Annotated in this window: 20 protein-coding genes; 15 read left to right on the top strand and 5 right to left on the bottom strand. The window is 64.7% G+C overall.

What is annotated here, in order from left to right; all coding sequences use genetic code 11:
* Positions 1–10 precede the first annotated feature (10 nt).
* Positions 11–2,239, top strand: coding sequence for an ATP-dependent DNA helicase (locus GV035_RS17820; RefSeq protein WP_159836330.1), 2,229 nt, complete (start codon positions 11–13; stop codon positions 2,237–2,239).
* Here GV035_RS17820 and GV035_RS17815 read toward each other — a convergent pair.
* Complete coding sequence (locus GV035_RS17815; RefSeq protein WP_159836329.1) at positions 2,236–2,832, bottom strand: transposase; 597 nt, start codon at positions 2,830–2,832, stop codon at positions 2,236–2,238. The genes GV035_RS17820 and GV035_RS17815 overlap by 4 nt on opposite strands.
* A 173-nt stretch (positions 2,833–3,005) precedes the next feature.
* The gene (locus GV035_RS17810; protein ID WP_159836328.1) at positions 3,006–3,839 is read right to left on the bottom strand and encodes an outer membrane protein assembly factor BamD; all 834 of its coding nucleotides are present in this window, start codon (positions 3,837–3,839) and stop codon (positions 3,006–3,008) included.
* A 246-nt stretch (positions 3,840–4,085) separates the two neighbouring features.
* Here GV035_RS17810 and GV035_RS17805 point away from each other — a divergent pair, with 246 nt between their 5' ends.
* From GV035_RS17805 to GV035_RS17755, 11 genes are all read left to right on the top strand, one after another.
* Entirely contained in the window at positions 4,086–5,279 is a 1,194-nt protein-coding gene (locus GV035_RS17805) for an RluA family pseudouridine synthase (RefSeq protein WP_159836327.1), read from the top strand.
* The gene (gene pgeF / locus GV035_RS17800) at positions 5,276–6,118 is read left to right on the top strand and encodes a peptidoglycan editing factor PgeF (RefSeq protein ID WP_159836326.1); all 843 of its coding nucleotides are present in this window, start codon (positions 5,276–5,278) and stop codon (positions 6,116–6,118) included. The genes GV035_RS17805 and pgeF overlap by 4 nt, the downstream gene beginning before the upstream one ends.
* A 297-nt stretch (positions 6,119–6,415) precedes the next feature.
* Complete coding sequence (gene phaC, locus GV035_RS17795; protein ID WP_159836325.1) at positions 6,416–8,455, top strand: class I poly(R)-hydroxyalkanoic acid synthase; 2,040 nt, start codon at positions 6,416–6,418, stop codon at positions 8,453–8,455.
* 62 nt (positions 8,456–8,517) lie between these two features.
* Positions 8,518–9,699 (top strand): acetyl-CoA C-acetyltransferase, encoded by a 1,182-nt coding sequence (locus GV035_RS17790; protein ID WP_159836324.1) that lies wholly within the window; start codon positions 8,518–8,520, stop codon positions 9,697–9,699.
* A gap of 123 nt (positions 9,700–9,822) precedes the next feature.
* Positions 9,823–10,563 (top strand): 3-ketoacyl-ACP reductase, encoded by a 741-nt coding sequence (locus GV035_RS17785; RefSeq protein WP_159836323.1) that lies wholly within the window; start codon positions 9,823–9,825, stop codon positions 10,561–10,563.
* 161 nt (positions 10,564–10,724) lie between these two features.
* Positions 10,725–11,300, top strand: a complete 576-nt coding sequence (gene phaR, locus GV035_RS17780) for a polyhydroxyalkanoate synthesis repressor PhaR (protein WP_159836322.1) — start codon at positions 10,725–10,727, stop codon at positions 11,298–11,300.
* 168 nt (positions 11,301–11,468) lie between these two features.
* On the top strand, positions 11,469–12,806 hold the full coding sequence (rimO, locus tag GV035_RS17775) for a 30S ribosomal protein S12 methylthiotransferase RimO (RefSeq protein ID WP_201304044.1): 1,338 nt from the start codon (positions 11,469–11,471) through the stop codon (positions 12,804–12,806).
* A 3-nt stretch (positions 12,807–12,809) separates the two neighbouring features.
* Positions 12,810–13,751 (top strand): sugar kinase, encoded by a 942-nt coding sequence (locus GV035_RS17770; RefSeq protein ID WP_159836320.1) that lies wholly within the window; start codon positions 12,810–12,812, stop codon positions 13,749–13,751.
* 38 nt (positions 13,752–13,789) lie between these two features.
* Positions 13,790–14,974 (top strand): beta-ketothiolase BktB, encoded by a 1,185-nt coding sequence (gene bktB / locus GV035_RS17765; protein WP_159836319.1) that lies wholly within the window; start codon positions 13,790–13,792, stop codon positions 14,972–14,974.
* Between the two features lie 22 nt (positions 14,975–14,996).
* Positions 14,997–15,689, top strand: a complete 693-nt coding sequence (locus GV035_RS17760; RefSeq protein ID WP_442859569.1) for a hypothetical protein — start codon at positions 14,997–14,999, stop codon at positions 15,687–15,689.
* A 46-nt stretch (positions 15,690–15,735) separates the two neighbouring features.
* The gene (locus GV035_RS17755; RefSeq protein WP_159836318.1) at positions 15,736–16,929 is read left to right on the top strand and encodes a cystathionine beta-lyase; all 1,194 of its coding nucleotides are present in this window, start codon (positions 15,736–15,738) and stop codon (positions 16,927–16,929) included.
* Positions 16,930–16,954: 25 nt separating this feature from the next.
* Here GV035_RS17755 and serB read toward each other — a convergent pair whose 3' ends face one another.
* The 3 genes from serB to GV035_RS17740 all read right to left on the bottom strand — a co-directional run bounded on the left by serB (position 16,955) and on the right by GV035_RS17740 (position 19,740).
* On the bottom strand, positions 16,955–17,794 hold the full coding sequence (serB, locus tag GV035_RS17750) for a phosphoserine phosphatase SerB (RefSeq protein ID WP_159836317.1): 840 nt from the start codon (positions 17,792–17,794) through the stop codon (positions 16,955–16,957).
* Positions 17,795–18,279: 485 nt separating this feature from the next.
* Complete coding sequence (locus tag GV035_RS29140) at positions 18,280–18,573, bottom strand: hypothetical protein (protein ID WP_201303995.1); 294 nt, start codon at positions 18,571–18,573, stop codon at positions 18,280–18,282.
* A gap of 210 nt (positions 18,574–18,783) precedes the next feature.
* A complete protein-coding gene (locus tag GV035_RS17740; RefSeq protein ID WP_159836315.1) occupies positions 18,784–19,740 on the bottom strand; it encodes a LysR family transcriptional regulator in 957 nt (318 codons plus the stop codon).
* Between the two features lie 120 nt (positions 19,741–19,860).
* On the opposite strand from GV035_RS17740, the gene GV035_RS17735 reads away from it, so the two are divergent.
* The 3 genes from GV035_RS17735 (at position 19,861) to ku (ending at position 22,707) form a co-directional block, all read left to right on the top strand.
* The gene (locus GV035_RS17735) at positions 19,861–20,877 is read left to right on the top strand and encodes a zinc-binding alcohol dehydrogenase family protein (RefSeq protein ID WP_159836314.1); all 1,017 of its coding nucleotides are present in this window, start codon (positions 19,861–19,863) and stop codon (positions 20,875–20,877) included.
* 148 nt (positions 20,878–21,025) lie between these two features.
* Positions 21,026–21,580, top strand: coding sequence for a DUF6013 family protein (locus GV035_RS17730; RefSeq protein ID WP_236572653.1), 555 nt, complete (start codon positions 21,026–21,028; stop codon positions 21,578–21,580).
* 215 nt (positions 21,581–21,795) lie between these two features.
* Positions 21,796–22,707 carry a non-homologous end joining protein Ku gene (gene ku, locus GV035_RS17725; protein WP_159836313.1) on the top strand — a complete coding sequence of 304 codons (912 nt, stop codon included), beginning with the start codon at positions 21,796–21,798 and terminating at the stop codon, positions 22,705–22,707.
* The last annotated feature ends 41 nt before the right edge of the window (positions 22,708–22,748 follow it).

Here is a 22,748-nt window from a genome sequence, read left to right as displayed (position 1 = left end):
CTAGCTCCCCTTGAACTCTCCCGCCCAACCGTCCGATGCCGTGAGCGCGCCGCTCGCGCTGACGAACAAACGCAGCGTCGAACTCGATGCGATCTTCTCCGCCGATGGCCTGCTCGCGCGCGCCATCGACGGCTATCGGCCGCGCGCATCGCAGATCGACATGGCGCGCTCGGTCGCCGCCGCGATGGAAGCGTCCGGCCGCGCCATGCCCGAGCCCGCGATGTTCGAGGCGCAACGGCGTCCCGCGCGCAAGCTCGGGCCGTCGGACAAGCCATATGCGCCCGACGAAGCAACGGCCGATGACGTCGGCATCGCCACCGCGAAGGCCGCCATCGACGGCGGCGAGAACACGCTGATCGTCGAGGCCGGCACCGGCACGGGCAAGACCTACGCGTATCTCGTGCCGGCCATGTTATGGGGCGGCAAGGTCATCGTCTCGACCGGCACCAAGCATTTGCAGGATCAGCTTTTCCAGCGCGACATCCCGACCGTGCGCGACGCGCTCGCCGTGCCGGTGTCGGTCGCGATGCTCAAGGGCCGCGCGAATTACCTCTGCCATTACTATCTGGAGCGCACCGCCGACAACGGCCGGCTGCCGTCGCGGCAGGACACGTCGCATCTGCAGGAGATCGTGCGCTTCGCGAAAATCACGCGCACCGGCGACAAGGCCGAACTCGCGAGCGTGCCCGAGAATTCGCCCGTCTGGCCGATGGTCACGTCCACGCGCGACAACTGCCTCGGTCAGGACTGCCCGCACTACAAGGACTGCTTTGTGATGCAGGCGCGCAAGGAGGCGCAGCAGGCGGATATCGTGGTGGTGAATCACCATCTGTTCTTCGCGGACGTGATGCTGCGCGATACCGGCATGGCCGAATTGCTGCCGATGGCCAACACCATCATCTTCGACGAGGCGCATCAGTTGCCCGAAACGGCAACGCTATTCTTCGGCGAGACGCTTTCCACGACGCAACTGCTCGAACTGGCGCGCGACACCGTCGCGGAGGGCCTGAGCCACGCGCGCGACGCTGCGGACTGGACCAAGCTCGGCGCGGCGCTGGAGCGCGCGGCGCGCGACCTGCGGCTCGCGTTCAAGGAAGACTCGGCGCGCTTTTCGCTCGGCCAGCTTCCGGACGGGCATCCGCTCTTCGAGGCGCTCGATACCCTCGAAACGCATCTCGATGCGCTGGCGGCGGCGTTGTCGTCGCATGCGGAGCGCGCCGAATCGCTGCAGGCGCTGGTGCGTCGCGCTCGCGAGTTGCAGGACCTGCTCGCGGGCTGGACGACGCCGCCGACGCCGCTCGAACGCGCCGTCGCGGACGACGAGGACACCGCGCAAGAAACGGCGAAGAAGGAGCCTAACGAAATGGTGCGCTGGATCGAGGTGTTCTCGCACACGGTGCAGTTGCACGAGACGCCGCTTTCCGTGGCGCCGATCTTCGCGAAGCAGCGCGCGGGCGTGCCGCGTGCGTGGATCTTCACGTCGGCGACGCTCTCGGTGCGCGGCGACTTCACGCACTACGCGGCGCAAATGGGATTGAACGCCCGCCGCTCGATGACGCTGCCGAGCCCGTTCGACTATCCGACGCAAGGGCTTCTGTACGTGCCGCGCAATCTGCCGCAGCCGTCGTCGCCGCAATTCACGGATGCTGTTTTCGATGCTGCGCTTCCGGTGATCGAAGCGGCGGGCGGCGGTGCGTTCGTGCTGTGCACGACGCTGCGCGCGGTCGATCGCATTTCGGCGCGGCTGCGCGATGTGATCGAGCGGCGCGGCTGGCAGAACCCGCTGCTGGTTCAGGGCGATGCGAGCCGCACCGAATTGCTCGACCGTTTCCGTGCGTATGGCAACGCGATTCTGGTCGGCAGCCAGAGCTTCTGGGAGGGCGTCGATGTGCGCGGCGATGCGCTCTCGCTCGTGGTCATCGACAAACTGCCGTTCGCGCCGCCGGACGATCCGGTGCTCGCCGCGCGGCTCGATGCGCTCACGAAGAAAGGGCTGAGCCCGTTCGCGGTGCATCAGTTGCCGCAGGCGGTCATCACGTTGAAGCAGGGCGCGGGCCGTCTGATTCGCGCGGAAACGGATCGCGGCGTGCTGATGATCTGCGACACGCGCCTCGTCGACAAACCGTACGGACGACGCATCTGGCAAAGTCTTCCGCCGTTCAAGCGCACGCGCGAACTGGACGTCGTGCGCGCGTTTTTCAGCGATTCGCGCAACTCGGCGGTGGAAATGGCCGACTAGCCTTCAGTGATGCTGCGCACGTTGAAGATGGCCTGAGCGAGCCGCGCGGCGCGCTCGGCCGATGCGGCGCTTGCGGTCTTGCGCGCGAGACGGACGTGCATCGATTGACGGCCGTACGCGCTGCCGAAGCTCGGCGGCGCGGCGGCATGATTGGCGATGACGCTGGACGCGCTTACGTCGCGCCGGACCGGCCTGTCCGCGAAGATGCGCGCGTTGACGATCGCGCCCGGCTTGATGCGAATGCCGTTCGCTGCAAGCACGCGGTTCACTTCGGCTGCCAACGGCTGCGCCAGCCGCCGCGACTGCAAGCCGCTGCGAAACCGCTGGATGGCTTGCGCATCAGGAAAGGTGCCGCGCTCGGCGTCGAGCCTGGCGAATCGCTGCAAGCCGATGCTGTCGATGAGCGCGTCTTCGCAATCGCGATCCGACAGAGCGAACCAGCTTTGCAGCAGGCAGATTCGCACCATGCGCTCGGTGTCGGCGTGCGCCTGCCCGTCCGGCTCCACGATCGCGCACAGGCTCGGCCAGGGCAGCAGTGCATCCATCGTGTCGAGAAATGTGTCGCGCTGAGCGCGCGCAACCGTTACCGCCATGCTGATCTCTTGCAAAAACGTGTTGCGACAAGGGCCCGCCGCTCGACCGCATTGGCTGAGATGACCCTGAGGATTGCTAATTTTTGTTGCCAAATGGCAAAAAATAGGGCGATTCAACGCCCTTCGGGAAGGAGCCGGCGCACAGAATGCGGGCGCCGGCGGTCCGGTATGGCTTACCAGATCTGATACCAGGGCTTGTCCGTGCCCGCGCGGCGCTTGCCGGTGACATACGGGCTGTCCGGGAAGGTTGCCGCGAGCACGCGCTTGGTGTCGTCGGCGAGTTGCGGCTGATCGAGCTTCTGATACGACATCATCATGATGTGCAGCGCGTCTTCGGTCGCCGGGGCGTTCTTGTACTCGCGAATCGCGAGCTGCGCCCGGTTAATCGCGGCCACGTACGCGCCGCGGCGATAGTAGTAATCCGCGGCATGCACTTCGTGCGACGCCAGCGCGTTCACGATATAGCGCATGCGCTGCGCGGCGTCCGGTGCGTACTTGCTTTGCGGATACTTGTCGACGACCACCTTGAACGCGTCATACGACTCGCGCAGCGACTTTGGATCGCGCTCGCTCATGTCCTGGCCGGAGAAGCGGCCGAAGAGACCGAGGTCGTCGTTGAAGTGGATCATGCCCTTCAGATAGTGCGCATACGCGATATCCGGATGATCCGGGTGCAGCCGGATGAAACGGTCGATGGCCTGATCCGCCGAGGCGGTTTCACCGTCCTTCCAGTCGCAGTACGCGACGTTGATCTGAGCCTGCTGCGCGAAGTGGCCGAACGGGTCGCGACCTTCGAGCGCCTCGAAATACTTGGCGCACTTGCCCCAGTCGCTGCCGGATAGCGCGTCCTGGGCCTCCGTATATAATTTGTTGTTATTCCACGTTGCCGTTTCGTCGGTCTTCTCGGGCAGGCCGTGGCAGGCCGTGACAATGGCGACGCTTGCGGCCAGCGCCAGATACTTGATCGATCGCTGCATCGCTTGATGAATGGTGTTGAAGGCTCGCATCAGTGCTTGCATTTCCTGGGCTGATTTCCGGCTTGATTCTTGGCTCGATACTCGGCTTGCTTCTTGGCTTGCCTTTCGGCTGATTTCCAACTGTGTCCAGCGGTGCTTCAGATGCAGTCTTTTCGCACGGCGCGCGGCTCGGACGATCGCATCGTTACGCGGTTCGCAACGCCTGCGCGTGGCGACTCGTCAGGCGGCAGGCTTCGATCGACGCCGTGGCCGGCTTCCCGTCAATCTCTCGTTCAAATGACCCGCTCAAGTACTCGTCGTACCAAAGACCAACTCGAAGATTATAGCCCATGCGCTACCCGCGACGACGCGGCTTTGCCCGAATCGCAAGGCGGCGCGGGCCAGCAGGCAAGCGCCGATGCGCCGCGCACGGCGCGCGTGCCCGACGAACTCGCGGGCGACCGGCTCGACAAGGTGCTCGCCAAGGTTTTTCCCGAGTTTTCGCGCAGCCGCCTGCAAAGCTGGATCGAGGAAGGTCGCGTGCTCGTGGATGGCGCGAGCGCGAAAGTGCGCCAGCCCGTGCCGCTCGGCGCGACCATTTCGCTCGTCCCGGATCTGCTGCCCGAGCAGCTCGCTTTCACGCCCGAGCCGGTGCCGCTCGACATCGTGTATGAAGACGAGGCGCTCGCCGTCATCAACAAGCCCGCCGGCATGGTTGTGCATCCTGCGGCCGGAAACTGGAGCGGCACGCTGCTCAACGGCCTGCTTCACCGATACGGCAGTGCCGCCGCCGGCCTGCCGCGCGCGGGTATCGTGCATCGGCTGGACAAGGAGACGTCGGGGCTGATGGTCGTCGCGCGCACGCTCGAAGCGCAAACGGACCTCGTGCGTCAGTTGCAGGCGCGCACGGTCAAGCGCCGTTACGTCGCTTTCGTGTGGGGCAGGATGCCGGACGACGGCACCATCGACGCGCCCATCGGCCGCGATCCGCGCGAACGCACGCGCATGGCGGTGGTGCAGAGCGCGGCGGGCAAACCGGCGCGCACGCACTTTCGCACCATCGACCGCACGACGTGGCAAAGCCAGCCGGTGAGCGCCATTCATTGCGATCTCGAAACGGGCCGCACGCACCAGATTCGCGTGCATTGCGCGCACGTCGGTCATCCGCTTCTGGGCGATCCGGTCTACGGGCGCGCGCGCGGCAAGCGGTCGGTGACGCCGCTGCCGGACGGCTTCGCGCGGCAGGCGCTGCATGCGTGGCGGCTCGGCCTGATTCATCCGCTGACGGGCAAGGCGGTGCACTGGCGCGCCGACGTGCCCGACGATATGACGGCGCTCGCCGCCGAGCTCGGATTCGGCCGCGACGACGAAGCGGAGTTCGACGACGAAGAAGAATTCGTGCAGGTCTACGAGGCGGACGAAGACTGGGACGAAAGCAAGGAAGACGACGAAGGCGACGAAGCCGACGATTACGAGGACGACGAAGCATGACCGGCTCACACGCGACGCAGGCGCACGCATTGGACCCGAAACACTGCCTCTGGCCGCAATGGCGCGTCGCGCCGCGCGTTGGCGCATTCGTGACGACGCGCGCGGGCGGCGTGAGCGACGCGCCGTATGACGGCGGCGCGCCGCAAGCGGGCGGCCTGAACCTGGGCCTTTCGACCGGCGACGCGCCCGCTGCCGTGCAGGAGAACCGCCGCCGCGCGCTGTCGCTCACGGGCGCGCGCGATGCCGCGTGGCTCGAACAGGTCCACGGCACGCAGGTCGAGGACGCGCACGCCGTCATCGAGGCGCGCGCTTCGGGACCGACGCGCGCCGACGCTAGCGTGACCGATCAGCCGGGCATCGTGTGCGTCGTGATGACGGCGGACTGCCTGCCCGTGCTGTTCTGCGATGACGATGGGCGTGCCGTCGGTGCGGCGCATGCCGGCTGGCGCGGGCTTTCGGGCGGTATCGTCGAGAAGACGGGCGAGCGCGTCGCGGCGCTCGCGGGCGCCCCGGCATCGACACTCAACGCGTATCTCGGACCGGCGATCGGACCGGACGCGTTCGAAGTCGGCGAAGACGTGCTCGAAGCCTTCGTCGCGGCGAGCGGAGCGGATCGCCGCGATGCGACCGCAGCCGCATTCAGGGCAGCCGGCACGCCGGGCAAATACTTCGCCGATATTTACGCGCTCGCGCGCTTGCGTCTGACGGAAATCGGTATCGAGGCCGCCCGCATTCACGGCGGCACGCATTGCACCGTGACGGAAAAATCGCGCTTCTATTCCTACCGGCGCGACCGCGTGACAGGCCGCATGGCCGCGATGATCTGGCTCGCCGATTGATTCGGAAGCCGCTTTGCCGGACGCCCGGAAATGCGCGGCAAACAGGCATTTCTTTCATGGGGGAAAACGATAATTATAAAAACATCGCACTGCGGCAAAATCGGGACGAAGCATTGACATGCTTGGCGCCCAAGCGCAAGAATGTTCCCAGAATGTGTTCAATCGGGCACGGCGTAGCGAGGGCGACTTCTGCCCGGCGCGCAAAGGCGCACCCATACTTTCGCGCGCTGGCCGAAACGGCCCGGCAATGCCTGCATCAGCAATCAGTCTTTCGAGACTCAGAGGTCAAAGGCGGGTATGGCTTCCAAAACATCTTCCTCATCTTCCCGCTCCAGTACCGCCGAAGACAGCACCCCGGCGCAGCCAGCAGCCGACAACCCGGCAGGCGTTCAGCAGGCGTTCGAGCAATGGTTGAACGCCTGGCGCGCCGTCGCCGATCCGGCGCAGTGGGCGAAATTCACTCAACAGACGAATCCGGCGGCTGACGGCTCGTCATCGGACGGCGGCGCGTCGCCTTCGGCCGCATTCGGCGGTTTTCCGTTCCAGGGTTTCGGCGGTCTGCCGGGCGCGTTTCCGGGCGGCTTCCCGACCGCATTCCCCACCATCGCGAGCATGCCACAGATGCCGGACCTGTCGAAGATGAACGGTCTCGCCGAATTCGCGAAGCTCGCGAGCAGCATGCCGGGTTTCGGCGCGGCGATGCAGGGTCTGCCGACCTTGCCGAAGATCCCGACCGCGGCCATTGCGCCCGAGCGCCTGCATCAGCTGCAAAGCGACTACGCGCGCGATGTCGGCGATCTCATGAAGCAGGCGAGCGGGCAGAGCATCGATCCTTCGGCGCTCAAGGACCGGCGCTTCAAGGACACCGCGTGGCAATCGACGCCCGCGTTCGCGTTCACGGCCGCGTGGTATCTGCTGAACGCGCGCTATCTTCAGGAACTCGCCGATGCCGTGCAGAGCGATCCGAAGACGCGCGAGCGCATTCGCTTCGCCGTGCAGCAGTGGGCCGCCGCCGCCGCGCCGAGCAACTACCTCGCGCTCAATCCCGAAGCACAGAAGGCGCTCATCGAAAGCAAGGGCGAAAGCCTGCGTCAGGGCATGCTGAACCTGCTCAACGACATGCAGCGCGGCAAGATTTCGCAGTCGGACGAATCGGTGTTTGCCATCGGCAAGAACGTCGCGACGACCGAAGGCGCGGTCGTGTACGAGAACGAGCTCATGCAGCTCATTCAGTACAAGCCGCTCGCGCCGAAGGTCTACGCACGGCCGCTTCTGATCGTGCCGCCTTGCATCAACAAGTTCTATATCCTCGATCTTTCGCCGGAAGGCTCGCTCGTGCGTCATGCGCTCGAATCCGGCCAGCAGGTGTTCCTGATCTCGTGGCGCAATGCGGACCAGTCCATTGCTCACAAGACCTGGGACGATTACGTCGGTGAAGGCGTGATTCAGGGCATTCGCGCTGTTAGCGACATCTCCGGCGCGGACAAGATCAACACGCTCGGCTTCTGCATCGGCGGGACGCTGCTTGCAACCGCGCTCGCCGTCGAGAAAGCGCGCGGCAACGAGCCCGCCGCGTCGCTGACGCTGCTCACGTCGATGCTCGACTTCACCGACACCGGCGTGCTCGACGTTTTCGTCGACGAGGCGCACGTGGCGATGCGCGAGCAGGCGATCGGCGGCAAGAACGGCGCGCCGCCCGGACTCATGCGCGGCATCGAGTTCGCCAATACGTTCTCGTATCTGCGCCCGAACGATCTGGTGTGGAACTACGTCGTCGATAACTATCTCAAGGGCCGCACGCCGCAAGCGTTCGACTTGCTCTTCTGGAACAGCGATTCGACGAACCTGCCCGGTCCGATGTGCGTCTGGTATCTGCGCAACACGTATCTGGAGAACAAGCTGCGCGAACCGGGCGCGTTGACGGTGCTCGGCGTGCCCATCGATCTGTCGACCATCACGACGCCGACCTTCATCTACGGTTCACGCGAAGACCATATCGTGCCGTGGAAGTCGGCGTATGCTTCGGCGCCGCTGCTGTCCGGGCCGCAGACGTTCGTGCTCGGCGCATCGGGACACATCGCGGGCGTGATCAATCCGCCATCGAAGAACAAGCGCAGTTTCTGGATGCTGGACAGCGCCGGCGAGCGCCTGCCCGAGACCGCCGACGCCTGGTTCGACGCCGCGAGCGAGCATCCCGGCAGCTGGTGGCCGACATGGACGCAGTGGCTCGCGAAGCAGTCCGGCGAGCAGCAGAAGGCGAGCGCAGGGCTCGGCTCGAAGGATTATCCTGTGATCGAGGCGGCGCCCGGCCGTTACGTCCTGCAGCGCGACAGTTGATCGAGGCGAACGAATCAGCCGCAGGCAAACCGCTCTAACATTCGATGCCAAAGGAAACGGAAATGACTGACGTAGTGATCGTATCGGCCGCGCGCACAGCGGTCGGCAAATTCGGCGGGTCGCTGGCGAAAATCGCGGCGCCGGAACTGGGCGCAACGGTAATTCGCGCGGTGCTCGAGCGCGCGGGCCTGAAGCCCGAGCAGGTGAGCGAAGTCATTCTCGGTCAGGTGCTGACGGCGGGCTCGGGTCAGAACCCGGCGCGTCAGTCGGTGATCAAGGCCGGCTTGCCGGACATGGTCCCGGGCATGACGATCAACAAGGTCTGCGGCTCCGGCCTCAAGGCGGTGATGCTCGCGGCCAACGCGATCATCGCGGGCGATTCGGAAATCGTCGTCGCGGGCGGCCAGGAGAACATGAGCGCGGCGCCGCACGTGCTGCCGGGCTCGCGCGACGGCTTCCGCATGGGCGATGCGAAGCTGATCGATTCGATGATCGTCGATGGCCTGTGGGACGTTTATAACAACTACCACATGGGCACGACGGCGGAAAACGTCGCGAAGGAATACGGCATCACACGCGAAGCGCAGGACGCGTTCGCGGCGCTGTCGCAAAACAAGGCGGAAGCCGCGCAGAAGGCCGGCCGCTTCAACGACGAAATCGTGCCGGTGTCGATTCCGCAGCGCAAAGGCGAGCCGATCCAGTTCGCCACCGACGAATTCGTGCGCCACGGAGTCACCGCCGAAGCCCTGTCGGGTCTCAAGCCCGCGTTCTCGAAGGAAGGCACGGTAACGGCGGCGAACGCATCGGGCATCAATGACGGCGCGGCGGCGGTCGTCGTGATGTCGGCTAAAAAGGCCGAGGCGCTCGGTCTTACGCCGCTCGCGCGCATCAAGGCGTACGCGAGCGCGGGCGTCGATCCGAAAGTGATGGGCATGGGCCCCGTGCCGGCGTCCAAACGCTGTCTGGAGCGCGCGGGCTGGAGCGTCGACGATCTCGATCTGATGGAGATCAACGAAGCGTTCGCCGCGCAGGCGCTCGCCGTGCACAAACAGATGGGCTGGAACCAGGAAAAGATCAACGTGAACGGCGGCGCGATTGCGATCGGCCATCCGATCGGCGCATCGGGCTGCCGCATTCTGGTCACGCTGCTGCACGAAATGCAGAAGCGCGACGCGAAGAAGGGCCTGGCGTCGCTGTGCATCGGCGGCGGCATGGGCGTCGCGCTGGCGGTCGAGCGGCCGTAAAGCGGTCAGCGGCTGCACGCGGTTGCAAGCGGTTGCGAGCGGTTGCAAGGCGGCATCGGATAAAGAAAGGGACAAGCGGGCGGCGCTGTCGGGCGCCACCACACAACGAAAAGGGAGTCGAGCATGACGAAGCGCGTAGCGTATGTAACCGGCGGGATGGGCGGCATCGGCACCAGCATTTGCCAGCGGCTGCTCAAGGACGGCTTCACGGTCGTCGCGGGCTGCGGGCCGAACTCTCCGCGCCGGGTGAAATGGCTCGAAGACCAGAAGGCGCGCGGCTTCGACTTCATTGCCTCCGAGGGCAACGTCGGCGATTGGGAATCGACCAAGAACGCGTTCGACAAGGTGAAGGCCGAAGTCGGCGAAGTCGACGTGCTCGTGAACAACGCGGGCATCACGCGCGACGTCGTGTTCCGCAAGATGACGCACGAGGACTGGACCGCGGTCATCGACACAAACCTGACGAGCCTCTTCAACGTCACGAAGCAGGTGATCGACGGCATGGTCGAGCGCGGCTGGGGCCGCGTCATCAATATTTCGTCGGTGAACGGCCAGAAAGGCCAGTTCGGCCAGACGAACTATTCGACGGCGAAAGCCGGCATTCACGGCTTCACGATGGCGCTCGCGCAGGAAGTGGCGACCAAGGGCGTGACGGTCAACACGGTGTCGCCGGGCTATATCGGCACGGACATGGTGAAGTCGATCCGTCCGGAAGTGCTCGAGAAGATCGTCGCGACCATTCCCGTGCGGCGTCTGGGCACGCCGGATGAAATCGGCTCGATCGTCGCGTGGCTTGCGTCGGAGGAATCGGGTTTTTCCACCGGGGCGGATTTCTCGCTCAACGGTGGACTGCACATGGGCTGACGGGCCGCGATCGCCGGCGGAGCGCATGGGGCGCTCGCGCCGGCGGACGCTGCTTGCCGGATACATCAACGATGCGGCGAACCAGCAGCAACGCTTTTTTGCGACAACGCAAGACATGCATGCTGCCATCGCAGTAAAGTCTCGCGTTTTGAAGGCGTTCAATGACCACCACGACTACTACAAAGAAATCCGCCGAACGACTCATCAAAAAATATCCGAACCGGCGGCTCTATGACACGGAGACGAGCACCTACATCACGTTGTCCGACGTGAAGCAGCTCGTGCTCGATCAGGAAGACTTCAAGGTGCTCGACGCCAAGTCCAACGACGACCTGACGCGCAGCATCCTTCTGCAGATCATTCTGGAAGAAGAGAGCGGCGGCTTGCCGATGTTTTCGTCGGTGATGCTCTCGCAGATCATCCGCTTCTACGGCCACGCCATGCAGGGCATGATGGGCACGTATCTGGAGAAGAACATCCAGGCGTTCATCGACATCCAGCAAAAGCTCTCGGAGCAAAGCAAGGGCATCTACGACGGCAACGCGCTCAATCCGGAAGTCTGGTCGCAGTTCATGAACATGCAGGCCCCGATGATGCAGGGCATGATGACGAGCTATATCGAGCAGTCGAAGAACATGTTCGTGCAGATGCAGGAGCAGATGCAGACTCAGGCGAAAACGATGTTCAACACGTTTCCGTTCCCGACGCCGACCGCGCCGTCCGGGGAAAAAAAGTAGGGAAAGCGGGCGTCTGCTTCGCGCGAACGGCCCCGGACGGCGCTCTGCATGCTCCGGGGTAAAATACGGGATTGGCCTCGTGCGTCCGACGACGCCCCTCATCCGACAGTTCCCGTGAAAAATTCCCCAGATTCAATCGTCAAGACGAATTCCGCGCCGAAGATCGGCATGGTCAGCCTCGGCTGCCCGAAAGCCTTGGTGGATTCGGAGCAGATCATCACCCAGTTGCGCGCCGAGGGTTATCAGATCTCGGGCAGCTACGACGGCGCCGACCTCGTCGTCGTCAACACCTGCGGCTTCATCGACGAAGCCGTGCAGGAAAGCCTCGACGCCATCGGCGAGGCGCTCAGCGAAAACGGCAAGGTCATCGTGACCGGCTGTCTCGGCGCGAAAAAGAGCGCGAGCGGCAGCGGGCTTATCGAGGAAGTGCATCCGAAAGTGCTCGCCGTCACTGGACCCCATGCGACCAACGAAGTGATGAACGCGGTGCACGCGCACCTGCCGAAGCCGCATGATCCGTTCGTCGATCTCGTGCCGCCCGCCGGCATCAAGCTCACGCCGCGGCATTACGCGTATCTGAAGATCTCCGAAGGGTGCAACCATCGCTGCACGTTCTGCATCATTCCGTCGATGCGCGGCGATCTCGTCTCGCGTCCCGTCGCCGAAGTCATGCTCGAAGCCGAGAATCTGTTCAAGTCGGGCGTGAAGGAGTTGCTCGTCATTTCGCAGGACACGAGCGCGTACGGCGTCGATGTGAAGTACCGCACCGGCTTCTGGAACGGCAAACCGCTCAAGACGCGCATGACCGAACTCGTCGGCGCGCTGGGCGAACTCGCCGCGCAGTACGGCGCGTGGGTGCGCCTGCATTACGTCTATCCGTACCCGAGCGTCGATGAAGTCATTCCGATGATGGCCGAAGGGCCGCTCAAGGGCCATGTGCTGCCGTATCTCGACGTGCCGTTCCAGCACGCGCATCCGGACGTGCTCAAGCGCATGAAGCGCCCGGCCAACGCCGAAAAGGTGCTGGAGCGCGTGAAGGCATGGCGCGCGGTGTGCCCCGATCTGACGATTCGCAGCACGTTCATCGCGGGCTTTCCGGGTGAGACGGAGGAGCAGTTCCAGACGCTGCTCGACTTCATCGAGGAAGCGGATCTGGACCGCGTCGGCTGCTTCGCGTATTCGCCGGTCGAAGGCGCCACGGCCAACGAACTCGACGGCGCGCTGCCCGACGAGGTGCGCGAGGAACGCCGCGCGCGTTTCATGGAACTGGCCGAGGAATTGTCGGCGAAGCGCATGAAGAAGAAGGTCGGCAAGACGCTGAAAGTGCTCGTCGATGAAATTGGCGCGGAAGGCGGCATCGGGCGAACGGCGGCGGATGCGCCGGAAATCGACGGTGTCGTGTACATCGCGCCGCCGACGAAAGCGTCGAAGCGTTACAAGGCGGGCGACTTCGTCTCGGTGAAGATCACCGGCGCGGACGGCCATGATCTCTGGGGCGAGGTCTAAGCGATGGCGCTCCCGACGCCCCACACGCCCGTTACGCCGCACATCCTCGCGCTCGGCGAGGCGATGATCGAGTTCAATCAGTCCAGACGTGACGAGCCGAGCTATCTGCAAGGCTTCGGCGGCGACGTGTCGAATTTCTTGATCGCGGCGGCGCGGCAGGGCGCGGCGACGGGCTTCCTGTCGGCGGTCGGCAACGATCACTTCGGGCAACTGCTGCTCGATCTCTGGCGCGCGGAAAACGTCGATACGTCCGCTGTTCGCGTCGATCCCGATGCGCCGACGGGCGTCTATTTCGTGTCGCATGGGGCGAGCGGGCATCGCTTCGATTATCTGCGCGCGGGGTCGGCGGCGAGCCGCTATGCGCCGTCGCATCTGCCGCTCGACGTAATCGCGGCGGCGAAAGTGGTGCATCTGTCGGGCATCAGTCTCGCCATCGGCGTGAGCGCGTGCGATGCCGCGTTCGCGGCCATCGACCATGCGCGCAGCAACGGCGTGCAGGTCAGCTTCGACACGAACCTGCGGCTCAAGCTCTGGCCGCTCGCCCGCGCCCGCGCGGTGATGCTCGAAGCGATCCGCCAGAGCGATATCTGCTTGCCGAGCTGGGACGACGTCACCGTGCTCACCGGGCATGAAGACAAGGACGCCATCGTCGATACGCTGCTCGCCCTAGGGCCCCGAGTCGTCGCGATGAAGCTCGGCAGGGAAGGCGCCTATATCGCGACGCCCGACGAGCGGCGCGTGGTGCCGGGCCGTGTCGTCAACGCGGTCGATGCGACCGGCGCGGGCGATTGCTTCGGCGGCGCGTTCATCGCGCGGCTCGTCGCGGGCGATGATCCCTTCAAGGCGGCACAGTACGCGAATGCCGCGGCGGCGCTCTCGACGCAAGGCTTCGGCGCGGTCGCGCCGATTCCGGACCGGGCGGCGGTCGAGCGCGCGCTCGCGTGAGCTTTCCAGAAAATCAATCGGTAGGAACAGGAGACGACATGCAACGTGAAGTGGTGGTGGCAAGCGGCGTGCGTACGGCAATCGGCGATTTCGGCGGCGCGCTCAAGGATTTCACGCCGACCGATCTGGGCGCTCGCGTGGTGCGCGAGGCGCTGTCTCGCGCGAACGTCGCAGGCGATGAAGTCGGACACGTGGTCTTCGGCAACGTGATCCAGACGGAGCCGCGCGACATGTACCTCGCGCGCGTCGCCGCGCTCGACGGCGGCGTGTCGCAGCACGCGCCCGCGCTCACCGTGAACCGGCTGTGCGGCTCGGGCTTGCAGGCGATCGTCTCGGCTTCGCAGTCGATTCTGCTCGGCGATGCGGACATCGCCATCGGCGGCGGCGCGGAAAGCATGAGCCGCGCGCCGTATGTGATGCCTGCCGCGCGCTTCGGCCAGCGAATGGGCGATGCGCGCGTCGTCGACATGATGCTCGGCGCGCTCAACGATCCGTTCCACAAGTTTCACATGGGCGTGACCGCCGAGAACGTCGCGGGCAAGTACGGCATCACGCGCGAGGCGCAGGACGCGCTCGCGCTGGAGTCGCACCGTCGCGCGGCCAACGCCATCGAGGCCGGCTACTTCAAGGAGCAGATCCTGCCGATCACGCTGGCATCGAAGAAGGGCGACATCGTCTTCAACCGCGACGAGCACGTGCGCATGAACGCGACGGCGGAAGACTTCGCCAAGCTGAAGCCAGTGTTCGCGAAGGAAAACGGCACGGTGACGGCGGGCAACGCGTCCGGTATCAACGACGCGGCGGCGGCCGTCGTGCTGATGGAGCGCGGCGTCGCGGAAAAGCGCGGCGTGCGGCCGCTGGCGCGGCTCGTCGCGTACGCGCACGCGGGCGTGGATCCGACGATCATGGGCATCGGTCCTGTGCCTGCCACGCGCAAGGTGCTGGAGCGCGCGGGCCTCTCCGTCGACGATCTCGACGTGATCGAAGCCAACGAAGCGTTCGCCGCGCAAGCGTGCGCCGTCGCGCAGGAACTGCGGCTCGATCCCGCGAAGGTGAACCCGAACGGCTCGGGCATTTCGCTCGGGCATCCGATCGGCGCGACGGGCGCGCTGATCACGGTGAAGGCGTTGTACGAGCTGCAACGCATCGGCGGGCGCTATGCGCTCGTGACCATGTGCATCGGCGGCGGGCAGGGTATCGCGGCGATCTTCGAGCGCATTTGACGTGGTATCGAAGGGAAGAAGGATGAGAGAAGCAACCAGGCGGCCGGGCTTGCCGGCCGCGTTGACGATGACTGCGGCCGTGTCTGTCTCCGTGTCTGTCGCGCTTGCGCTCGCAGGCTGCAATTCGCCGATGCCGCCCGATGCGTCGGCGTCGGCGTCGGCGGCGGTGTCGGGCAGCGCGAAGAGCGGCGAATCGTATGGCGCGGACAAGGCGATTCGAACGCTCGCGCTGCCGCCGCAAAAGCCGCTCGCGCCGAACCCGGAGTACGCGCACTTCCCGCGCTACGTGGGCACGCTCGGCGGCAAGCAGATCGAAATGAAGCTCGGCGCCAAGACCGACGACGCTTCCGGCGTGCATGGCGAGTATCGCTTCGCCGGCAGCTCGTCGGTGATTCTCGTGGCCGGCGACCGCGACGGCGAAACGCTCGAAATCGAGGAATCAAACGACGGCACCCATATCACCGGCAACTGGGTCGGCAAATTCGGGGCCGACGGAAGCGTCTCCGGTGAGCGCATGGATCCGGACGATTCGAACGCGCAGCCGTTCGAACTGAGGCCGGCCGTGGCCGGCGTGACGCTGCCGCGCGCGCCTGCGGGGAATGCCGCGCCCGCCGCGCCTTCGCTCGAACCCGCGCCGCCTGCGCCGCCGCCGCCTTTGCCTGTTCAGCAGCCGAATGCCGTCGGCGGCACGAGCAACGTCATCATCGGCGAATAGTGCCTTTTGCGGCACGGCGTCTCTTTCATCCACGCACAGCAACCTCATGACCGATTCCAGCAGCAAGGACCGCGATCTGCAAACGCGCATCGTCCAGCCGAACGACCGCGTCACGCCCGGCTTCCAGTCGTTCTCGGTGCCGGTGGCGCGGGCATCGACGGTGGTTTTTCCGGATTTGGCGACGATGCGCGCGCTCGTCTGGAGCGACGACGCCAAATGGCGCTACGGCCTGCACGGTACGCCGACGACGATCGCGCTCGCGCAGCGCCTCGCGGCGATCGAGGGCGGCGAGCATGCGCTTTTGCAGCCATCCGGCCTCGCGGCGATCTCGAACGTGTACTTCGGCCTCGTCAGGGCGGGCGATCACGTGCTGGTGCCGGACAACGCCTACTCGCCGAATCGCGAGCACGCGGACTGGCTCGCCGCCGACTTCGGGCTCGAAGTCAGCTACTACGATCCGATGGTGGGCGCCGGCATCGCCGACTTGATCCGTCGGAACACGAAGCTCATCTGGCTCGAAGCGCCCGGCTCCGTCACGATGGAAGTGCAGGACGTGCCGGCGATTGCCGCGCTCGCGCGGGCACGCGGCATCGTGACGGCGATCGACAACACGTTCTCGGCGGGGCTCGCGTTCAAGCCGTTCAATCACGGCGTCGATATTTCGGTGCAGGCGTTGACGAAATACCAGTCGGGCGGCAGCGACATCCTGATGGGCGCGACCATCACACGCGACGTCGAACTGCACAAGAAGCTCAAGCGTGCGCGCATGCGTCTGGGCGTGGGCGTGTCCGCAGACGATGCATCGCTCGTGTTGCGCAGCCTGCCTTCGATGAAACTGCGTTACGAAGCGCACGACCGCTCGGCGCTCGCGCTGGCCCGCTGGCTGAAGGCGCGCCCGGAAGTGGCGGCGGTTTTGCATCCGGCGCTGGACGACTGCCCCGGTCATGCGTTTTTCGAGCGCGATTTTGCGGGCGGCGCGGGCGGTTTGTTCTCGATCGTATTTGATGCCCGTTATAGCGCCGTCCAGGTCGACGCTTTCGTCGAGGCGCTCGAACTGTTCTCGATCGGCTGGAGCTGGGGCGGCGCGCACAGCCTCGCGATGCCGTACAACGTGCGCTCGATGCGCAGCGCGTCGCAATGGCCGCACGAAGGCGTGCTCGTGCGGCTGTACGTGGGTCTCGAAGACGAAGCGGACCTGCGCGCGGACATCGAATCCGCGCTGGAAAAGGCGCTCGCCTGACGTGACGGACGTGCGCTCGCCTCGTTCAGAAGAGGCGAAGCAGTCCGTCCAACCCGACGAAGTTGAACGCGACGCTCGCCGACTCACGCACGACGGGCTTCGCGCGAAACGCGACCGACAGGCCGGCTTCGGCCATCATCTTGAGATCGTTGGAGCCGTCGCCCATCGCGATCGCGCGCTTCGGATCAATGTCAATGTCTTTGCACGTTTCGAGGAGCGTGCCGGCCTTCACGTCCGCATTCACGATCTCGCCGATGACCTTGCCGGTCAGCTTGCCGTCGATGATTTCGAGCGTATTTGCCCGGGTATAGTCGAGACCGAGGCGCGTTTTCAGGCGCTCGGTGAAGAACGTGAATCCGCCGGATACGAGCAGTGTCTTGAGGCCCGCCGCGCGCGCGCCTTCGAGCATGCGTTCCGCGCCCGGCGACAGCCGCAGCCGATCTTCGTAGACGCGTTCGAGGGCCGTCGCATCGAGGCCCTTCAGCAGCGCGACGCGGCGTGTGAGACTTTCGTTGAAGTCCTTGATTTCGCCGCGCATCGACGCTTCCGTGATCGCGGACACTTCCGCTTTCAGCCCGCAATAGTCCGCGATCTCGTCGATGCATTCGATCGTGATGAGCGTCGAGTCCATGTCCATCGCGACGAGGCCGAAGTCGGAGAGCCGCGCTTGCGGCTCGACATAGGCGTAGTCCAACGCATGCACGCCGCAGTAGGCGTCGATATCGGGACGCTGCAGCGGATCGGCATCGACAAGGCGCAAGAGCGTGTCGTCGATGCGCGCGGTCTCGCGCGAGCGGGCGAGGGCGGCGAGCGGCTTCAAATGCGAATCGGCGATTGGGGCGGGGCTTTGAATGACGAGGTTCATCGAAGAGTTCTGTCGGACCATGGCGCGGGAAGCGGATATTGTACGGGGCGGGGTTGATCAGAGGGGCGCGCGGACTGGTTTGGCGTTTTGCATGCGGCGCGGGGTGTATTGCATGCGAATATTTTTGGTCGGCGGTTGCGTTGCTTGAGGTGGGCGGTTTGTAGGATTTCGCGGACCTGTCCGAAATCTTGTGTGCCGAGGCCGGTTAAGAAATCTCAACTGATGGCGCTGGTGAATCGCTCGCCGAACAGAATGGCGAATTGAGCGGTTTCGCGCCCTGGGCCCTTAGGCCACGCCCGCGCCCGCATCCGCACGCGGACCCAGCACGCACACGCTCAGAGCGGACCGTGACCCGGACGCCAAACGCCGAGCACGCAAGACAAGGCCGAACAACGCCCCTCCACGAGGACTTGCAGTAGTACTTGGCATTTTGCATGCCCCGCGCGGCATGCCGCGTCCAACATTCAGATTCTATCGGTCGCGACTCATTGGTATTTTGCACTCAACGCGCAACGCGAGACGCGAACGCCGCATGCCGAATGCAGAATGCCGATGCCGATGCCGATGCCGATGCCGATGCCGATGCCGATGCCGATGCCGATGCCGATGCCGATGCCGATGCCGATGCCGATGCCGATGCCGATGGCGAAGCCGATGGCGATGGCGATGCCGACTTTCGATACTGACTGCCGAATGCCGAATGCCGAATGCCGAATGCCGAATGCCGAATGCCGAATGCTGATGCTGATGCGGATGCCGGAATGCCACAAATGCCGCAATGCCGCAATTCCTAACGCCAAACGCCAAACGCCAAACGCCAAACGCCAAACGCCAAACGCCAAACGCCAAACGCCAAACGCCAAACGCCTCGATGCGGATCCGGCAGGACGCGCTGCGCGATCAAAAGAAAGCGCACGCATGCAGAGCGCAGAATGCAGCCCCCATAGCCAGCGCCCCGTTGGCATACACCATACAAAACACCACCCGCTCTACCGCATCACCCCCGCCGGCTCAACATCCCAATACGGCGGCTCCCCGAACCGCCCCGCGAGAAACTCGATAAACCCCACCGTCTTAGGCGGTACAAAAGCGCGACTCGGATACACCGCCCAGATCGCGACCGTCTGCGCGATCGGATAATCATCCAGCACAGTCACGAGTTCCCCGCTCGCAAGCAACGGCGCGACGCTCCACGTCGACTTCAAACCGATGCCGATGCCTGCCGCGAGCGCATCGCGGATCACTTCGCCGTTGTCTGTCACGAGCCGGCCGGACACGCGCACGTCGATCACGCCCGTCGGCGTGACAAAACTCCAGTCGCGCTGATCCGCGAGGATCACGCATTCATGCAGCGCCAGATCGGCGGGATGCCGCGGCATGCCGTGTTTCTCGAGATAAGCCGGCGACGCGCACAGCACGCGCCGGTTGCTTGCGAGCTTGCGCGCGACGAGCGTCGAATCCTTGAGCGCGCCGATGCGTATCGCCAGGTCGATTCCTTCATCGACCAGATCGACGATCTGATCCGTCATGCGCAAGTCGATGGTCACGCCAGGGTACTGCCGCAGGAAAGCCGGAATCAGCGGCGAGATGTGCTGACGGCCGAGCGATGAGGGCATCGTCACGCGCAGCCGTCCGTGCGGTTGCGCGAGCGCCCGGCCGACCGACGCGCGCGCTGCTTCGGCGGCGTCCAGCAACCCGCGCGCGTGCGCCGCGAAAATCTCGCCTTCCTGCGTGACGCTCACGCGCCGCGTCGTCCGGTGCAGCAGCCGCGCGCCCAGCATGGGCTCGAGACCCGCGATGCGCGCGCTCGCCACGGCCGGCGACAAACCGAACTCCCGCGCCGCCGACGACAGATTCGCCAGCGCCGCCGCCCGCATGAAAAGGCTCACGTCGAGCAGATCGAGCCGGTCTCGCGCGTGTCCTTCAAGCCATGCATCGCTTGCCATTCGATGGATTCGCCAAAAAATGTTTTATGCATTATCGCGGTTTTCCCAAAGCGTCGCGCGGGCTAACATCCGCTGACGGTTGCATGAAGAATTCAATCCACCTCGAAAAAAGGACACATCATGAAAGCCATCGGTTTGACTCGCTATTTGCCGATCTCCAATCCCGAATCGCTCGTCGATATCGAACTCGATAAACCCACGCCGACCGGTCGCGATTTGCTCGTGAGAATCGAGGCCATCGCGGTGAATCCGGTCGACACCAAAGTGCGTGCGCCGAAGGACAAGATCGAAGACACGCCGCGCGTGCTCGGCTGGGACGCGGCGGGCGTGGTCCAAGCGATCGGCCCCGACGTCTCGCTCTTCAAGGTGGGCGATGCGGTCTATTACGCCGGCGACATCACGCGGCAAGGCGCGAACAGCGAGTTTCATCTGATCGACGAGCGCATCGTCGGCGCGAAGCCGAAGTCGCTCGACTTCACGCACGCCGCCGCGCTCCCGCTCACGACCATCACGGCATGGGAAGCGTTGTTCGACCGCCTGAAAGTGTCGGCCGAAGGGAAGGACGCGGGCAAGACGGTGCTCATCATCGGCGGCGCGGGCGGGGTCGGCTCCATCGGCATTCAACTCGCGAAGCAAGTGGCGAAGCTCGACGTTATCGCGACCGCGTCGCGGCCGGAATCTGCGAAATGGGCGATGGAACTGGGCGCGGATCGCATCGTCGATCACTTCGGGGACATCCCGGCGCAACTGAAGCACGCGGGCGTGCCGCAAGTCGACTACGTGCTCATCTTCAACGACACCGACAAGCATTTCGCGGCTGCGGCGGAAGTCGTGAAGCCGCAGGGCAGCATCTGCACGATCGTCGAGAATGCAAAGCCGCTTCCCGTCGAGTTGCTGAAGGCGAAAAGCGCGGCGTTTCACTGGGAATTCATGTTTACGCGCGCGATGTTCCAGACGCCCGACATGATCGAGCAACACAAGCTGTTGTCCGAAGTGGCGCGGCTGATCGACGCAGGAACCATCCGCACGACGCTCGGCAAGAACCTCGGAAAGATCGACGCCGCCAATCTTCGAGAGGCGCATCGCCTTCTGGAAGAAGGGCGCGCGATCGGCAAGCTCGTGCTGACGGGTTTCTGAAACGCTTCCGCGCACTTTTTCGCGAGTGCGCGGGATCGGGTTTTCCCTGAAGAAGCCCGCGCGTGCTCGGCGCTAGACTGACTCCGCCTTCAGCCGATCCGGCGCCCGCCGCGCCGGATTTCCCTCGCGCTTATTCAGGAGATGCCGGATGAATCGACGTTCGAACGCAGTGCGAGGCACGATTGCGGCCGTGTTTGCATCCGGCGCGCTGGCAACGGCTCACGCGACGCCCGGCACCCGGGTGCTGTCCGAAGCGCCGAACGACGGCCCCATCAAATACACGATCAAGATGACGTCGAAGGCCTTCGGCAACGAACAGGAGACGCGCACGATCCGCTCCGGCGAAAGCGACGACTTCACCTGGCAAGCCGCCGCGCCGAAGGGCGCGCAGGCCGTGCCGGACGGTTGCCCGCAGCTTTCGTCGATTCCGCGCAGCGCCGACGGGGCGGCGGTGCGGCAAGTGCAGATCCGCTTTGCGCCCGTTGTCGCCGACAACGGCTCGGCTAACGTGCAACTCAGTTTTCGCGGCTATGCGCCGAAGGGCACCAGCAAGGTGACGGTGGGGGGCAAGGCGTTGCAGTGTCCCGTCGATTCCCGCGTGAGTCAGATCGTGCGTTTCACGATGCCGACGTCCACCGGATCGAAGAAGACCGTCACGCTCGATGACGGCACTCAACTGGCCATCACGGCGAGCCGAAAGTAGTTCGTCCTTTGCCGCCTTCCGATGCGGCGTTCCACAGAAGCAACTAACGGTCTTTATCGCTCACAACCGCCAGTCCGCCTCGACGCCAAGGCCGCCGCGGTTGGCATTCTTCCTGCTACTCAAGAGCGAGCCTCTAGTGCCGCGTCTCATCGCGCCAAAGCGCCAACAACGCCACTAGTCAACGCATCGACCGTTCCGACAGCGAGGTAATCGCGATGCCGCATATGATCTGGAAAGGCGCGATCAGCTTCGGGCTGGTCCATGTGCCCGTGCAACTCTATCCGGCCACGCAGTCGGAGAAGGTCGGCTTCAATCTGCTCGACAAACGGTCGATGGATCCCATCGGTTACAAGCAGATCAACAAGAACACCGGCAAGGACGTCACGCGCGACAACATCGTGCGCGGCTTCGAATACGAGAAGGGCAAGTACGTCGTGATGACCGACGCCGAGATTCGCGCGGCCAATCCGGAATCGACGCAAACGGTCGACATCCTCTCGTTCGTCGATGCCCCCGACATCTCGTTCCTCTCGCTCGATACACCGTATTACCTCACGCCCGATCGCAAGGGCGAGAAGGTCTATGCGCTCCTGCGCGACGCGCTGAAGGATACCGGCAAGGTCGGCATCGCGAGCGTCGTCCTGCATAACAAGCAGCATCTGGCCGCGCTGATTCCGGTCGGTCCGGCGCTCGCGCTGAACACGCTGCGCTGGGGCGACGAAGTGCGCGACTTCAGCCAGTTCACGTTTCCCGACGAAGACACCAAGAAAGCCGGCGTCACGCCGAAGGAACTGGACATGGCGAAGCGCCTCATCGACGACATGAGCGACGCGTGGGATCCGACGAAGTATCACGATACTTTCCGCGACGACATCATGGCGCTCGTCGAAAAGAAGGTGAAGGAAGGCAAGGTCGCGGAGGTGATGAAGTTCGAGGAAGGCGGCGAGGCCAAGGCGAGCGCGGACATTCTCGACCTGTCGGAACTGCTCAAGCGCAGCCTGAAAAAAGGCGGGGCGACAAAGCGCGGCGGCAGTTCCGGCGACGACGCGGGCAAGGACGCGGGCAAAGAAGCCAGCGACGAACCAGCACGTCCCGCGCGCAAGACGGCGCGTCGCAAGCGCGCCTGATGCGTCTCAATGCGTCTAGATGCCTCCTGATGCGCCCATCG

Source organism: Burkholderia sp. 8Y (genome assembly GCF_902506145.1).
Taxonomy (GTDB): Bacteria; Pseudomonadota; Gammaproteobacteria; order Burkholderiales; family Burkholderiaceae; genus Caballeronia.
The sequence above is the reverse complement of the archived record's forward strand: the minus strand, read 5'-3'. Positions and strand labels throughout refer to the sequence as shown.